The sequence below is a fragment of the Janthinobacterium sp. 13 genome (genome assembly GCF_002749695.1).
GTDB classification, from domain to species: domain Bacteria; phylum Pseudomonadota; class Gammaproteobacteria; order Burkholderiales; family Burkholderiaceae_D; genus Janthinobacterium; species Janthinobacterium kumbetense.
The window spans coordinates 627,312-641,626 of the sequence record NZ_PEEQ01000001.1 but is presented as its reverse complement, the minus strand read 5'-3'; the positions used below and the strand labels follow the sequence as shown (position 1 = coordinate 641,626).

16 protein-coding genes are annotated in these 14,315 nt (G+C 64.6%); 6 read left to right on the top strand and 10 right to left on the bottom strand.

Annotation, left to right across the window (positions count from 1 at the left end; translation table 11 throughout):
- Nucleotides 1–31 precede the first annotated feature (31 nt).
- Genes CLU94_RS02635 through cydX form a run of 3 tightly spaced genes read left to right on the top strand, consistent with a single transcriptional unit; the run spans nucleotide 32 to nucleotide 2,925 of the window.
- Nucleotides 32–1,609, top strand: coding sequence for a cytochrome ubiquinol oxidase subunit I (locus tag CLU94_RS02635; RefSeq protein WP_099664486.1), 1,578 nt, complete (start codon nucleotides 32–34; stop codon nucleotides 1,607–1,609).
- 13 nt (nucleotides 1,610–1,622) lie between these two features.
- A complete protein-coding gene (gene cydB / locus CLU94_RS02630) occupies nucleotides 1,623–2,777 on the top strand; it encodes a cytochrome d ubiquinol oxidase subunit II (protein WP_099664485.1) in 1,155 nt (384 codons plus the stop codon).
- Between the two features lie 22 nt (nucleotides 2,778–2,799).
- The gene (gene cydX, locus CLU94_RS02625) at nucleotides 2,800–2,925 is read left to right on the top strand and encodes a cytochrome bd-I oxidase subunit CydX (protein ID WP_077402854.1); all 126 of its coding nucleotides are present in this window, start codon (nucleotides 2,800–2,802) and stop codon (nucleotides 2,923–2,925) included.
- Nucleotides 2,926–2,988: 63 nt separating this feature from the next.
- On the opposite strand, the gene CLU94_RS02620 is transcribed toward cydX, so the two are convergent.
- Nucleotides 2,989–3,201: a hypothetical protein gene (locus tag CLU94_RS02620; RefSeq protein WP_099664484.1), complete on the bottom strand. Its 213-nt coding sequence runs from the start codon at nucleotides 3,199–3,201 to the stop codon at nucleotides 2,989–2,991.
- A 123-nt stretch (nucleotides 3,202–3,324) separates the two neighbouring features.
- Complete coding sequence (locus CLU94_RS02615; protein ID WP_099664483.1) at nucleotides 3,325–3,504, bottom strand: hypothetical protein; 180 nt, start codon at nucleotides 3,502–3,504, stop codon at nucleotides 3,325–3,327.
- A 158-nt stretch (nucleotides 3,505–3,662) separates the two neighbouring features.
- Here CLU94_RS02615 and CLU94_RS02610 point away from each other — a divergent pair, with 158 nt between their 5' ends.
- Entirely contained in the window at nucleotides 3,663–4,382 is a 720-nt protein-coding gene (locus CLU94_RS02610; protein ID WP_099664482.1) for a hypothetical protein, read from the top strand.
- An 81-nt stretch (nucleotides 4,383–4,463) separates the two neighbouring features.
- On the opposite strand, the gene CLU94_RS27895 is transcribed toward CLU94_RS02610, so the two are convergent.
- The 3 genes from CLU94_RS27895 to CLU94_RS02600 form a co-directional block, all read right to left on the bottom strand.
- A complete protein-coding gene (locus CLU94_RS27895; protein ID WP_143451329.1) occupies nucleotides 4,464–4,853 on the bottom strand; it encodes a hypothetical protein in 390 nt (129 codons plus the stop codon).
- Nucleotides 4,854–4,977: 124 nt separating this feature from the next.
- A complete protein-coding gene (locus CLU94_RS02605) occupies nucleotides 4,978–5,352 on the bottom strand; it encodes a DUF1294 domain-containing protein (RefSeq protein WP_099664481.1) in 375 nt (124 codons plus the stop codon).
- 58 nt (nucleotides 5,353–5,410) lie between these two features.
- Nucleotides 5,411–5,977: a methylated-DNA--[protein]-cysteine S-methyltransferase gene (locus tag CLU94_RS02600; RefSeq protein WP_099664480.1), complete on the bottom strand. Its 567-nt coding sequence runs from the start codon at nucleotides 5,975–5,977 to the stop codon at nucleotides 5,411–5,413.
- A 94-nt stretch (nucleotides 5,978–6,071) separates the two neighbouring features.
- Here CLU94_RS02600 and CLU94_RS02595 point away from each other — a divergent pair, with 94 nt between their 5' ends.
- Nucleotides 6,072–6,833 (top strand): nucleotidyltransferase domain-containing protein, encoded by a 762-nt coding sequence (locus CLU94_RS02595; protein WP_180278569.1) that lies wholly within the window; start codon nucleotides 6,072–6,074, stop codon nucleotides 6,831–6,833.
- Between the two features lie 15 nt (nucleotides 6,834–6,848).
- Here CLU94_RS02595 and CLU94_RS02590 read toward each other — a convergent pair whose 3' ends face one another.
- Nucleotides 6,849–9,083: a TonB-dependent siderophore receptor gene (locus CLU94_RS02590; protein ID WP_180278568.1), complete on the bottom strand. Its 2,235-nt coding sequence runs from the start codon at nucleotides 9,081–9,083 to the stop codon at nucleotides 6,849–6,851.
- Nucleotides 9,084–9,407: 324 nt separating this feature from the next.
- Here CLU94_RS02590 and CLU94_RS02585 point away from each other — a divergent pair, with 324 nt between their 5' ends.
- Complete coding sequence (locus CLU94_RS02585) at nucleotides 9,408–10,286, top strand: hypothetical protein (RefSeq protein ID WP_143451328.1); 879 nt, start codon at nucleotides 9,408–9,410, stop codon at nucleotides 10,284–10,286.
- 3 nt (nucleotides 10,287–10,289) lie between these two features.
- Here the strand turns inward: CLU94_RS02585 and CLU94_RS02580 are convergent, their stop codons facing one another.
- From CLU94_RS02580 to CLU94_RS02565, 4 genes are all read right to left on the bottom strand, one after another.
- On the bottom strand, nucleotides 10,290–10,688 hold the full coding sequence (locus CLU94_RS02580; RefSeq protein WP_099664476.1) for a bacteriohemerythrin: 399 nt from the start codon (nucleotides 10,686–10,688) through the stop codon (nucleotides 10,290–10,292).
- Between the two features lie 298 nt (nucleotides 10,689–10,986).
- Nucleotides 10,987–11,142, bottom strand: a complete 156-nt coding sequence (locus CLU94_RS28300; protein ID WP_180278567.1) for a hypothetical protein — start codon at nucleotides 11,140–11,142, stop codon at nucleotides 10,987–10,989.
- Nucleotides 11,143–11,293: 151 nt separating this feature from the next.
- Nucleotides 11,294–11,479: a hypothetical protein gene (locus tag CLU94_RS02570; protein WP_099402374.1), complete on the bottom strand. Its 186-nt coding sequence runs from the start codon at nucleotides 11,477–11,479 to the stop codon at nucleotides 11,294–11,296.
- Between the two features lie 137 nt (nucleotides 11,480–11,616).
- Entirely contained in the window at nucleotides 11,617–14,163 is a 2,547-nt protein-coding gene (locus CLU94_RS02565; protein WP_099668133.1) for a PepSY domain-containing protein, read from the bottom strand.
- Nucleotides 14,164–14,315: the final 152 nt, after the last annotated feature.

The window sequence follows — 14,315 nt, the reverse complement described above, 5'->3', positions numbered from 1 at the left end:
AATTACAGTAGGGAAACACCAAGGAAATCATATGGACTTCGATATTGTCGCTTTATCCAGACTGCAGTTTGCGCTGACAGCCCTGTACCACTTTATATTCGTTCCGCTGACGATAGGCCTGTCAGTGATCCTCGCCATCATGGAGACGGTTTACGTGATGACGAACCGCCCCATCTGGCGCGACATGACCAAGTTCTGGGGTGTCTTGTTCGGCATCAACTTCGCCATGGGCGTGGCGACGGGCATCGTCATGGAATTCCAGTTCGGCATGAACTGGAGCTACTACAGCCATTACGTGGGCGACATTTTCGGCGCGCCGCTGGCCATCGAGGGCTTGATGGCCTTCTTCTTGGAAGCGACCTTCGTCGGCCTGTTCTTCTTCGGCTGGGACAAGCTGTCGAAGCGGGGCCACCTGGTCACGACCTGGCTGGTGGCCATCGGTTCGAACTTCTCGGCCCTGTGGATCCTGATCGCCAACGGCTGGATGCAAAATCCCGTCGGCGCGGCCTTCAATCCGCAAACCATGCGCATGGAAGTGACGGATTTCGGCGCCGTGCTGACGAATCCTGTTGCTCAGGCGAAATTCGTGCACACGGTGTCGGCCGGCTATACGGCCGCAGCCGTGTTCGTGCTGGGTATTTCCGCCTGGTATCTGCTGAAGGGCCGCCATGTGCAGCTGGCCAAGCGCTCGATGACAGTCGCCGCCTCGTTCGGCCTGGCCGCCTCGCTGTCGGTGGTGGTATTGGGTGATGAAAGCGGCTACCTGTCGTCGGAACACCAAAAGATGAAGCTGGCAGCGATCGAGGCCATGTGGACCACGGAGCCGGCCCCGGCCGCCTTCACGGCCTTCGGCTTCCCCGACGCGAAAGCGCGCGAGACGCATTACGCCGTGCACATCCCGATGGTGATGGGCTTGATCGGCACGCGTTCGCTGACGACGGAAATCCCCGGCATCGAGCAATTGGTCGACCGCGGCGAACTGCTGATCAAGGATGGCATCAAGGCGTATGACGCGCTGCAAACCATCCGCAGCGTGGCGCCGGGCAGCCCCGTGCCGCAGGATGCGAAGGACATGTTCGAGTCGAAAGGCCAGTCGATGGGCTATGCCTTGCTGCTGAAACGCTATGTCGACGACCCGCGCCAGGCCACGCCCGAGCAAATTCGCAAGGCCGCGCTCGATACCGTGCCGCCCGTGGCGCCCCTGTTCTGGTCCTTCCGCGTGATGGTGGGCCTGGGCATGTTCTTTATCTTGCTTACTGGCACGTTCTTCCTGCTGTCGACGCGCCGCACCCTGGACAAGCACCGCTGGCTGCTGAAGCTGGCCGTGTTCGCCATCCCGCTGCCGTGGGTGGCCATTGAAGCGGGCTGGATCGTGGCCGAAGTGGGCCGCCAGCCGTGGGTCATCGAAGGCGTGCTGCCGACGGCCGTGGCCGTCTCGAACCTCGGTGCTTCGACCCTGCTGATCACGATTGCCGGCTTTGCCGCCATCTACACGGTGCTGTTGATGATTGAAATGAAGCTCATGCTCAAGGCCATCCGCAAGGGGCCGGAAGAGAAGGCGCCGGCCCCCGTGCCAGCCCCCGCTGCCATTCAGACTCAACGCGCCTAAGGAGGGCCAGACCATGATTTTGCATGAAATGATTTCTTACGAAACACTGCGCCTGATCTGGTGGCTGCTGATCGGCATCTTGCTGGTGGGCTTTGCCATCACGGACGGCTTCGACCTGGGCACGGGCATCCTGCTGCCCTTCGTCGGCAAGACGGACCTCGAGCGCAGGGTCGTCATCAACAGTATCGGTCCCGTGTGGGAAGGCAACCAGGTGTGGCTGATCCTCGGCGGCGGCGCCATCTTTGCCGCCTGGCCGCAGCTGTACGCCGTGTCATTCTCGGGCTTTTACCTGGCCATGTTCGTCATCCTCGTGGCGCTGATCGTGCGCCCCGTGGCCTTCAAGTTCCGCAGCAAGCGCGAAGACCCGCGCTGGCGCGCCCGCTGGGATGCGGCCCTGTTCGTGGGCGGCTTCGTGCCGGCCCTGATCTGCGGCGTGGCCATCGGCAACGTGCTGCAAGGCGTGCCGTTCCGTTTCTCGCCAGACATGCACATCTTCTATGACGGCAGCTTCTTTGCGCTGCTCAACCCGTTCGCGCTGCTGTGCGGCCTCGTCTCGGTGGCCATGCTGGTGATGCACGGCGCCACCTGGCTGCAGCTGAAAACGGACGGCCCGGTTGCCGAACGGGCGCGCCGCTACGGCAGCGTGGCGGCGCTTGCCACCGTCGTGCTGTATGCGCTGGCCGGCGTGGCCCTGTGGCTGTGGGTCGATGGCTACCGCATCAGCAGCACGGTGGTGGTCGACGGTCCGTCGAACCCGATGCTGAAAACGGCGGAAGTGCACGTGGGCGCCTGGTTCCTCAACTTTGCCGCCCATCCCTGGACCTGGATCGCCCCTGCGCTGGGCCTGCTTTGCCCGCTGCTGGCCTTCGCCTTCCAGCGCGCGCGCCGCGAAGTGCCCGCCTTGCTGGCCAGCGCGGCTGGCATCGCCGGCATCATCCTTGGCGTGGGCGCGGCCATGTTCCCGTTCATCCTGCCATCGTCGATCGACCCGCGCGCCAGCCTGACGGTGTGGGATTCCTCGTCCAGCCACATGACCCTGTTCATCATGCTGGTCGTCACGGCCGTCTTCATTCCCCTTATCGTGGCGTACACGACGTGGGTATATAAAGTGCTGTGGGGTAAGGTTGACGCAAAAGCAATCAAGGACGACAGCGGTCACGCCTACTAAGAATCAACGAAAGGATATAACTATGTGGTATTTCGCCTGGATACTGGGTCTTCCGCTGGCGGCGACCTTCGCCGTGCTCAATGCGATGTGGTATGAAGTCGCCGATGGCGACACGACGCCCGAGCAGTACCGCGACACGTCCGATTAGGAAACTGTCGGTTTGACTGGCCCCGCCCCGTGCGCATGCACCGGGCGGGGCTTTTGCTTTGGATCAAAGCAGGATGAATTCGCCGCGGATGCGCAGCTTCATGCCGCGCGGCGCGTCGGCGCCCGCCGCCACGGCCCAGGCCGTGATCCATTGCGCGCAGCGTTCGCGCTCGGCCGCATCGTGCAAGCGTTGCAGGCGCGCATCGGCCCGGTCGATGCGCTGGGCCAGGTACAGGCGCTGGTCCAGGGGATCCGTCTTTTTGCTGTAGTGCTGCATGGCGTTTCCTTTCCGCGTAATAACTTCGTTCGGTCGTGGCATAGCCATCTACGCGGGGGCGGGGCGTCCGGATTCAGTTCAGGCAAAAAAAAGCCACCGCAACGGTGGCTGGGGCGCGCGCCATCAGGGCGGCGTCTTGCCGGCTGGTTTTGGCGTGGCAATGGCGATCGGGTCGCTGGCCGGAAAGCTTTCCTTCAGCGCTTCATCGAGCGCTTCCTCGGCATGGCTTTCGCTGGCCGGCGTGGGCGAATCGCGTTCGGGTGGCGGGGCAGGTGCGGTGGCGGCGTTGGTGCTCGAATGCATGGTAATCCCCTCGCGGTAGTGCGCCAGGCGGCCGGAATGGGCATGGCGCGTGCTGATGCTTCCAGCCTAGCACATTGCGCAGCGTCCCGCTGCGCCTGCCGAAGGGGATGAGGACGAGGTCTGCTACACTGCGCTCCACTTTTATCGATGGAACCGCCATGACTGCCATATCCCTGCCATACCGCGCCACCGCCCTTGACGCCTGTGCCTGGCTGGCTGAACAGACGGGCACGCCGTGGACCCTGGCGCGCTTGCTGGAGCAGGGCGGCTTGCCCTACGTCTGGCTCGATTACAGCGACGCATGGGCCGAGCTGTTCCATGACGGCGTGACGCGCTATGCGGCGCCCGTCGTGTTTATCGGGGACAAGCAGCACCTGGCCTCGGGCGCGGACGACGTGTGGCTGCGCTTTACGCGCGACTCGGGCAATATCGCCATCGAACTGAAGGCGCCGGGATTGCGCGCGCCGCTGGACGGCTTGCACTTCCAGGAGCGCGATCTGTTGCGTTTGCTCAAGGAGTTGCAGCATCCGCAGCCGGATGTCGCGGAGGCGGACAAGGGCCCCGTGGTCTTGCCCAGCGCCTTGAAGGGCCTGGCCCGCGAGCAGATTCTGCTGGCCTTTGCCGGCGTGGGCAAGGTCGACCTGGACAAGGGGTTGGCCAGCGGCGTGGGCATCTTCGGCGACGATGGCGCGCGCGTGCGCAAGAATTCGCGCGGCGGCAAGAACAGCCATCTGTGGCATCCGGTGACGTTGGCGTTCGGCTTGCACGATGTGCACCGCGTGCCGATGGCGCACCTGAAGAAGGCGTTCGCCACGCAACCGTTGCTGCGCGAATGGAAGGCGGACTGGCTGGAATCGCTGCGCCTGCTGGGCGAGTAAGCCGATGCCTGCCGCGCGTCGTTCATCGCGCCTTGCGCTTGCCACGCGGCATCCTGTTCGATGGCATCAGGCTTTCCGCGTTTATTCGCTTTCCTCGATCCTGCCGCCGCATTGCGTATAGCAGCTGCGGTAATCTGTCTCGCATTGCCATGTTGCAGAGTTGTTTGAGGCGCAATATTGGCGTTTCTTCGAGCACAGTTCCCGATCCGCATCTGTTTTCGCCACGGCCAGGCAGAGGGAAACGGTACTGACGTTGCGCATTTCGCAGGCTTGCGCCTGGGCCGCGGCAACTTGTTCCTTGCCGGCAATGCATATTTGCCGATTGGTCCCGCAGCTCGTCACGCATTGACGCCCCGCATCGGAGTCCGGGGGAATAAAGCGATAGCTCGTGCAGCCCGCCAAGGTGATGGCGAAACAAATCGCGGCGGCAAGGCGGAACAGGAAGGAATTGTGGAATTGCAAGGTGCGCATGGTCGAAAAGGGCTTTCCCGTGTAAATGAATTGGCTTGAATATCGTGAATATTGATATTCTGACAGGCGATCATTTCAAGAACAACGGGCTGCAATAATTGTTACATCTTGGCTTGCAGTGGTTTTACAGTTCGATGGGCGCCACCTCGGTGCCGATATCGGGCGCCGCGTAATGCATGCTGAAATACACGAAGGCGCCGATATTGAGGGCGACCGTGATCCAGAACAGGATGCGGAACGAGCGCTTGCTGGACTTGTGGCGCAGCCATTGCTGGGCCAACACGGCGCCCGGCCAGCCGCACAGCAGCCCCAGCAGCAGCAGGGTGCGTTCCGAGGTGCGCCAGCGGCCCCCTTTGGCGGCCGATTTGTCGATCGCATAGGCAACGAAACAGCTCAGGCTCAGCACGCCATACACGAGGGCGACCAGGGCGGGGATGTGGAAAAAGAACGTGGCCAGCAAATACAGGACGACAAAGAACAGGATGACAAGGTAGGGCATAGGGTGTGTTTGCTTGAACGGAGGGCGTGAGTATCCCACAAGGGGAGCGATGCCGCGCCTAAAACAAGCAGCCTTGCGCCGTATCAATGGGCATGGCGCGGCGGCGGGCGTGGCCCGTTTTCAGCGCTTCGCGGTCGCTGGACAGGGCGATGCCTTCCAGCGCCAGCAGGGTTTCCTTGGCATGCAGGCCGCCCGCAAAGCCCGTCAACTCGCCCGTGGCGCCGATGACCCTGTGGCAGGGGGCGATGATGGAAATGGGATTCTTGCCGTTGGCGGCGCCCACGGCGCGCACGGCGGCGGGACGGCCGATCTGGCGTGCGATCTCGCCATAGCTGCGCGTCTGGCCATACGGTATCGTCAGCAGTGCGCGCCACACTTCTTGCTGGAAGGCGGTGCCGGCGAAATCGAGCGGCACGTCAAAACACTGGCGCGTGCCGGCGAAATATTCCACCAGCTGGCGCGCCGTTTCCTGCAGCACGGCGCAACCGTCATCGACGCGCATCGCGCCCAGGCGCACGCGGTTGGGCTTGTCGTTTTCCCACAGGATGGCGGCCAGGGCCGTCCCGCGCGCCACCAGCGTCAGCTCGCCCACGGGCGAGGGCACCACGATGCAATCGTATTCCATGTTGGTTCCTTGATCAGAGAGCGCCAGTGTAGCAGGATGGCGGCAGGCCGCGTATCGCGTGTAGGATAGTGCTTTTCGGCAAGGAGCACTGGCTGTGACATACATTTCCACCTATGACGCTATCCGCGCGATCGCCGTGCGGCTGGTGCGTGAACGCTATCCCACGGCCGTGGCGGCCATCATCGGCGGTTCGTTCGCCACGGGCCGGCAGACGCCCACTTCCGACATCGACTTGCTGCTGCTGTTCGACCACGTCGATTGCGCCTGGCGCGACACCCTCGTGGCCGAAGGGCGCACGGTGGAACTGTTCGCGCACGACATGGCCACGTTCACGTATTTTTGCAAGGAAATTGATGCGCCGGGCGGCAAGGTGCCGCTGGTGATGATGGTGGTGGAAGGGGAAAACATCCTTGCGCCCGGAGCGCAGCACGCGCAGCTGCTGGCGCTGGCGCAAGCCATCGCCGCAGCCGGGCCGCCCTTGCTCGACGTGGAAAACCTGCAGCGGCGCCGCTACGCCATCACCACCGCGCTGGAAGACCTGGTCGACAGCGCGCACCCGGGCGAGGCGCTGGCCGTGGCCTGCCAGCTGTACGAAGCGCTGGCCGACCTGCACTTGCGCGCGGCGGGCGTATGGAGCGGCGGCGGCAAGCATCTGTTCCGCCGCCTGCAGGCGTTCGACGCCGCCGTCGCCGTGCAGCTGGACGGCGCGCTGCGCCTGGTCGCCAGCGACTTGCCGGCCGGCCAGCATGCGTTCGGGCAGGTGGCCGCCGCCGTGCTGGCGCCCGTGGGCGGTCCCTTGCTCGAAGGCTTCACTTTGCCCGCGCCCGCGCACTGGCGCAGCGCGCCGGCAGCCTGAGGCACTGCACCCCGCTTAAAACGCCGTGCGCACGGCCAGGCTGATGTTGCGCGGTTCGCCCCAGAACACGCCATCGAAGAAGCCCACGTTGCGGTAGTACTTTTTGTCGAGCAAGTTATTCACGTTCAGCTGCACGCTGGCATGGCGGTTGATGGCATAGCTGGCCATGGCGTTGACCAGCGCATAACCGGCTTGCGGGATGTTCGTCATCTCGCTTGACGGCGGACGGCCGTACCACGATTCGCTGTAGGTGGCGCTTTGCGCCGTCAGGCTGGCGCCCGCTTTCAGCCCTGCCAGGCGGCCGTCGAAGCGGTAGCTGGTGGCCAGGCGCAGCAAATGGCGCGGCTGCGTGGTGGCGGCGCGGCGGCCATCGGCCTCGGCCGCGTGCAGATAGGTATAGCCGCCGCTCGCTTCCCAGGCGGGCGTTAACTGGCCGGAAACGTCGAATTCGACGCCCTTGGCCGTCACGCCGGCGCCGTTGGCCACCATGGCCTGGCCGCCGTCGGGCAGCAAAAAGCCGGGCGGCACGGAACGGTCGAGTTCCGCCAGGTTCTTTTTCTTCGTGTGGAACAGGGCGGCCGACGCATTCAGCTTGCCTTCATAGAATTCCCCCTTGACGCCCAGCTCGGCATTGTCGCCCGTTTCCGGCGCCAGGAACTGGTTGTTGCGGTCCTTGCTCGTTTGCGGGTTGAACAGCTGCGTGAAGCTGGCGTAGGCGGAATATTGCTTGTTGATATCGAACACGGCGCCCACGTACGGCGTGACTTCATTGCGCGTTTCCACAAAGTCGCTGCTGCCCGTGTACACGCCTTGCGTGTTGTAGCTGCGCGTGTCCGTGCGATAGGTGCTGCTGCGCGCGCCGATGATCACGTGCAGCGGGTCGGCCAGGCTCAAACGCGTGGCCACATAGCCGCCCGCCAGGCGCGTCACGCTTTCCGTGTGCGAGCCATCCGGGGTGAACACGGGGCGGGGGACGTTGCCCGTCCAGCTGCGGTAATCGGGGATGAATTTCGAGTAATCGATTTTTTCCTTGCCGCCGATGGAGCGATCCTGGCTGTTGTCGCCATTCCAGCCGATGATGGCCGTGTGCTTGCGTCCCAGCAAGGTAAACGGCCCGCTGGCGTAGACGTCGAAATTGTCGCTGTAATTTTTGCCCGCGCCCCAGGCGCCCGTCCACAGTTCCATGCCTTTGCCCGTGGCGGGATCGGGATAACCTTTGCCCGCATACAGCACGGTGGTGCGGTTCGTGCTTTCCGTGCGCGCATAGCCGAGGTGCAGATTCCAGTTGCCCGGCAGGCGCTGGTCCACCGAGGTAAACACCGTGTGCTGTTTTTTGGCCCAGGTGCTCCATGGCGCCGTCCAGCTGGTGTTGCGCGGCAAATTGGCCAGGCTGCCATCCGCATTCCAGTAGGGCACGGCGCCCCAGGTGGCGCCCGTGGGCTGGTTGTCCTGGAAGTCGACGCCCGCCGTCAGCAGGGTGCCGGGACGCAGGTCCGCCTCGACGATGAGCATGCCGACCGTCTTGCGTTCGTGATACATGTCCAGGTAGGAGTCGCGTTTTTGCCACGCCAGGGCCGTGCGCGCACGCACGCTGCCCTGCGCGTTCAGCGGCGTGGACAGGTCGGCCTCGACGCGCTGGTCATCCCAGCGGCCCATGATGAGGCCGGCGCTTGCCTGGAATTCCTTCGTCGGGCGCTTGCGTATCATGTTGATGGTGGCCGACGGGTCGCCCTTGCCGCCCATCAAGCCGGTGGCGCCGCGCACGACCTCGATGCGGTCGTACAAAATCGTGTCTTGCAGCGGCGCTTGGCCGCCGCGCGCCATGCCGTCGATCTGGATATTGTTGATGCCGAAGCCGCGCGCATAAAAGGTCGTGCGCTCCGTGTCATTCTGGCCAACCTGGATGCCCGTCGTCTGCGCCAGCGCCTGGTCCAGGCGCACGGCGCCCAGGTCGTCGAGCAACTGGCGCGTGATGACGCTGACCGATTGCGGCGTTTCGCGCAGGGACAGGTCCATGCGCGTGGCGCTGCGCGCTTCGCCTGTCGTGTACGACTGCGTGCCTTCCGTACTGGCCATCGACTGGCCCAGCACGGTGACGGCCGGCATGGTGACGTCGGCCGCAGCGGCGTCGGCGGCCTGGGCCGGCAAGACGGTGCCGGCGGCTAGGCTCAGCAGGGCGACGTGTAACAGGCGGGGGAGGGGGCGCAAGGCGGGCTGGCGCGAAGGAGGGAAGACTGTCGTCGATTGCATCATTTTCCTGGCATATTGTAGTTGTGTGTTTTCCTATCTCGTCTGGCGAGGTGCGCAGTAGCTGGGGGATGGCGTGACGCTGGCCCGTGGTCTGGCTTGGATAGCAGTTCCACCGCAAGGCCCGGCGCGTGCGGGCAGTGGAAAAGAAGGGCGCGCGATTCCCTTCACTTATGTGAATAAGAATCATTATCAATATAAGTGGTATTTGTTAAATAATCAAGCGTGCGCACCAAAAGAGTGCGGATAGGCCAAGGACCGCGCATGGGCTGGCCTTCTGCGATAATGCAGGCGCTGATAAAATATTTTCCTCATTGAAAGAAATGCATGCGTACATGGATCGCTTGTGCCGGATGGTTGTGTGTCGTGTCGCTGGGCCAGGCCCAGGAGCACGCGCCGCCGGCTATCCCCGCGCCGCTGCAGAGCGCCAGCGTGCCGCCCGCCGCCGTCGCGCCACCGCCGCTCGTGCCGCCACCGCCCGTGCCGTCCCCCCCTGCGCCAGCCACGCCCGTGGCGCCAGCGGCACCGGCGGGCGCGGAGGAAACCTTGCCATCGCAAACGGTGACGGTCACCGCCAGCAGCGACGCCAAGGCGCCGCGCGTGCGCTTCACGGCTTACCGCGACAGTTATCTGACGGCCCGGAAAGTGTGGCAAGTGTCGAGCGGCAGCGTGGTCATGGCCCTGCGCCTGATTCCGGCCAAGCTGAGCGCCACCATCGACGACGTGCGCGTGGCCTTGCAAGGCAATGGCGCGCCCATGCCGATCAAGGTGTCCGACGGCGGCGTGTTCGTCGTGCCGCTCAACGAAGACATCGCCGCGCAGGACGGTACTTTCCTAGTGAATAAGAGCAGGGGCGAGTTGACGGCGAATATCGTGCTCCAGCCGTCCGTGGCGCGCGATGCCTGGAACGTCAAGCGCGTGGGGCAGGTCTTGCAGGACGCCCGGCGCGCCGTGCGGGCCATCACGCCGTGGTACAAGCGGCCGTTCGCCAGCGATGTGCAATCGCTGGCGTTTTGCGCTGCCGAGCGGGGCAGCGCGCTGCAACTGGTCGAAGGCGAGCAGCTGATCGCCACCCTGCCCATGAACGAGGCAGCCGTCAACGACATCAACCAGCCCGTGTTTTGCAAGATTTTCGATGGCGAAGACAAATACCCGGGCCACTACCGCGTCGTCTTGCCCGAGCAAGCCACGGTGCTGCTGCTGTAGAAGCTAGCTAGGCTGGCGCTGCACCAGCTCCAGCGCCGCCGCCAGGGCCAGGTCCATCGTGGCCTGGTGAAAGATCAGCCATTGCGGCAACAGCGACAGCGCGTGGCGCCCCTGTTCCAGGTCGCCTTCATCGACGGCGGCCCAGGCATGGTGCAGGCCGCTGAGCACGCGCGCATGCTGTTCGCGGTGGTTGGCCAGCGAGGGAAAGGCGATCTGCTCCATCAAATCCTCTTCTTCGCGGAAATCGCGTTCGACGGCCGCGATCAGCTCGCGAAACGCCATGCTGAAATGCTGGTCGCCCAACTGCTGCAGCCGCGCCAGTTCCTGAAACAGCGCCTCATGCGCCTCGTCGATGACGGGAACGCCCAGCGCCATCTCATCCTTCCAATCCGATTTACCCATGCTGATGCTCCAGGTTAAGTCCGTCACGGTGCGAAGCGGACTGTTCCAGTTTGGGCGCAGCAAAGGTGGAAATCCATGATCTGGATCAAAAGTACGGCGAAGAGGGGGAGCAAATCAAGGCAAAAATAAATGGGAGGAGAGAACAAATCCCCACCCGCAAAACAAAGCGGTTTTAACGATGCAATCCACTACCGAGCGCCGCTGAAAAACGCCGCTGGCAAGGCGCCGCGCCGAAGGCAGTACGAATGTACGACGAGGCACGGCAACGCAGTCAGCGGTGTTTTCTCAGCCGCGCGTCTTATTGCTTAGGCCAGTGGGCCCACATGCCTTGCGCATCAACATTCGGCACCTGCAACTGCTGCCCGGCGGACGTCTGCATCGCGTCGCGCAGCACGAGGGGTACGAGCAGCAAGGCCGACAGGGCAAGGCAAGCCAGCACTTTGAGCGTCAACATGGTCGTCTCCCGGTGTCCCGGCGGCGGCGCGGGGATGCGGCGCCTGCCGGTCACTTCCTTATGTACTACCATGCTTGCAGTTTAGTTCATCTGATTGAAACTTCAATTTATTGCTGTGATGCACCGCACCAGTTCGCCCATTGCCAGGAGCTTATTTCGCCTTGCGGCTGCGCCGCGGCTTGCCTGTCGGGGGCAGGAAGGAATCGAACCACACTTGCGTTAATTGCCGCGTATTTTTCGCCGCTTCGCGCTTGACGGCGGCCGTCGCATGGCCGCGCGCCGTGTTGGCGATGCGGTTGGCGGCGCTCAGGTACATGCTCATCCAGGGGTTTTTCATGGGAAGCCTCGCAGACAGTGGGTGGGGCGGCGCGGGTTTATCGCCCGGCCGCCATGCCCTCACTGTAATCCGATGGCAGGCGCCGACCGTGCGCCGGCCCACATAGTCGGGCGGCGCCGGCGATGGCTTGAGCCAGGTCAATACACGTCGCGGCGGTAGCGTCCGGCCGCCAGCAGGGCGTCGAGTCCTTCTTGGCCCAGCATTTCTTGCAGTACAGCATCGATTCCTGCGGCCATGCCTTGCAGGCTGCCGCACACGTAGACGATGGCCCCTTGCGCCAGCCAGTCGCGCAGCGTCCCGGCGTTGGCGCGCAGGCGGTCTTGTACGTACTCACGCTTGCCGGCATTGGCGCCATCGCGCGAAAAGACGCGGTCCAGGCGCGCCAGGTGGCCAGCGTCCAGCCAGCCTTGCAACTCTGCGCCGCAGACGCTGTCAAAAGCTTGCTGGCGTTCGCCGAACAGCAGCCAGTTGCGGGCCAGTCCCGCCCGCTGGCGCGCGCGCAAGTGCGAGCGCAGGCCGGCCAGGCCGGAACCGTTGCCGATATAAATGCAGGGCACGTCGACCAGGGCAGGGGCGAAGGCCGGATTGGCTTGCAGGCGCAGGCGGATGGCGGCGTCCAGCGGGGCGAAGCGCGTCAGCCAGCCGGAGCCGAGGCCATGGCCCTGATTTTCCTCGCCCGCATGGCGTTCCTGGCGCACCAGCAACTGCAGTTCGCCATCGGACGGCAGCGAGGCGATCGAGTAGCTGCGCGGCGCGTGATGGGCATTGCCGGCATCGCCATCGCTGCCGTCCGCATTGCAGGGAATGATTTCCGCCAGTGCGCCCGCTTCCCAGCTGGCGCCGGCCGGGCCCGTCAACGTGATTTCATGCAGTTCGCCGCCCTGGCTGCCCGGGTTGAGCAGCACGCGGCGCGCCAGGCGCCACTCTGCATACGACGCTTCTTCCTGCACGCCGATGGCGTCGATGGCGCTGCCGCTGCAGCGGGCCAGCGCTGTGGACCAGTCGGCGAGGGCGGCGGGGTCGTGCTTGTCCACTTCGATCAGGGGGAACAGGGGCGTGGCGCCCAGCGCCTGCAATTGTTGCGCCAGCGCATGGCCGAAGCCGCAGAAGGCGCTGTAATGGCGGTCGCCCAGGGCCAGCATGCCGAATTCCAGGCCCGCCAGCGGCGTGCCGGAGGTGGCTTGCAGCAGGCGCGCGAAGCGGCGCGTGCCGTCCGGCGCCTCGCCTTCGCCAAAGGTGCTGGCGACGATCAGGGCCCGTTCGTACTGGCGCAATTGCGCGGGATCGAACTGGTCCAGCGATTGCACGTCGACGGCCACGCCCGCCTGCTGCAGGGCGCGCGCGCTTTCCAGGGCCAGGCGCTCGGCCTGTCCCGACTGGCTGGCGTAGGCTACCAGGGTGGGCAAGCCCGTGTTCGCCTGGCCCGGCGCGCCGGCGCCCAGCATGGCGCGCTGCGCCTGCACGGCCCGTTTCGCCTTGCGGCGGCCCAGGTACAGCATCCAGCCCGTGATGGCGAACAGGGGCAGGCCCAGGCTGGCCAGGGTGACGATGATGCGGCCCGGCAAACCAAAATACGTGCCCATGTGCAGCGGATAAATGATGTTGACGAGGCGGGCGCCCAGCGCTTGCTGGCTGTACGGTTCGTTTTCCGTCACCGCGCCGTCGACCGCTGCAATGCTCATGCGGCTGCGCGCCCGCTCGTGCGGCGCGTCGCTGGCCAGCCACGTGAATTGCACGGCTTCGCCGGCGCGTGTCGGCAGGCGCACGCTGGCCAGGGTCCAGCCGGGGGCGTGCTGCTGGAAGCTGCTCCAGGCCAGGCTGATGTCGACGGCCGGCGCTTCTTTCTTCTCCTTGGACTGGCCTTTCTTGCCGGGCGCTTGTGCCATCCTTGGCGGCTTGCCGGCCCAGGCGTCGATATTGTCGCGCACCACGTCATAGCTCCAGTAAATGCCCGTCAGGGTCAGCGCCACGTAGACCACCAGGCACCAGGTGCCGGCCACGGCGTGCAGGTTCCACAGGAAGGAGCGGCCCTTTAATGCAGGGTCGAAGGTCAGCCAGGTGCGCCAGTCCAGCGGACGGCGGGGCCAGCGCAGGTACAGGCCGGACAGGGCCAGTCCCAGCAGGCACAGGGCCAGCGCGCCCGCCACTTGCCGGCCCGGATCGCGGGGCAGGAGCAGCCAGCGGTGCAGCGATTCCGTCCACTCGAAAAAGCCCGCGCCCGTCAGCGCCGGCTGGGTCGCGCCCGTGTAGGGGTGGACATAAATGGACTCGCCGCGCCGCTGGCCGTTCTTCGGCGCGAAGAATAAACGAGGCGCCGCGCCCGCCTCGGCGTACATGGTGATGGAGGCGACGCGCTGGCCATGTTCGGCAGCGGCAATGTTACTCAGCTGGCCAGGCGTCAGCGGCGCGCGCGTTTCCAAGGCCACATGGCGCACGCCGGGGTTCATGACATCGAGCAATTCATCCTTGAACGCCAGGGTGGCGCCGCTCAGGCCGATGATTACCAGCACCGTGCCGGCCGTGATGCCGATAAACCAGTGCAATTGAAACCACACCTGCTTCCAGCTCCAGTGCCAGCGCCGTTGCGGCGGGTTGGCGGCAGGCGTGCGTTGCTGTTGGCGGGTCTCCGGCGCCTCGTCGGCGCTGGCGCGCAACTGGGGTTGTGGAAGGGAGGAGGTCGTCATGGCGGCTTTCGATGGCGCCGCCATGCGGGGGTGTCAGGCATGGCGGGGAAGAAGGAAGGCTGACATTTTAACGCAAACGAGAATCATTCGCAAATGATGGAGCATTGGCACTGTTGCGCAAAATGCCCGCGCCAGGCCGGGATGATGCTTTT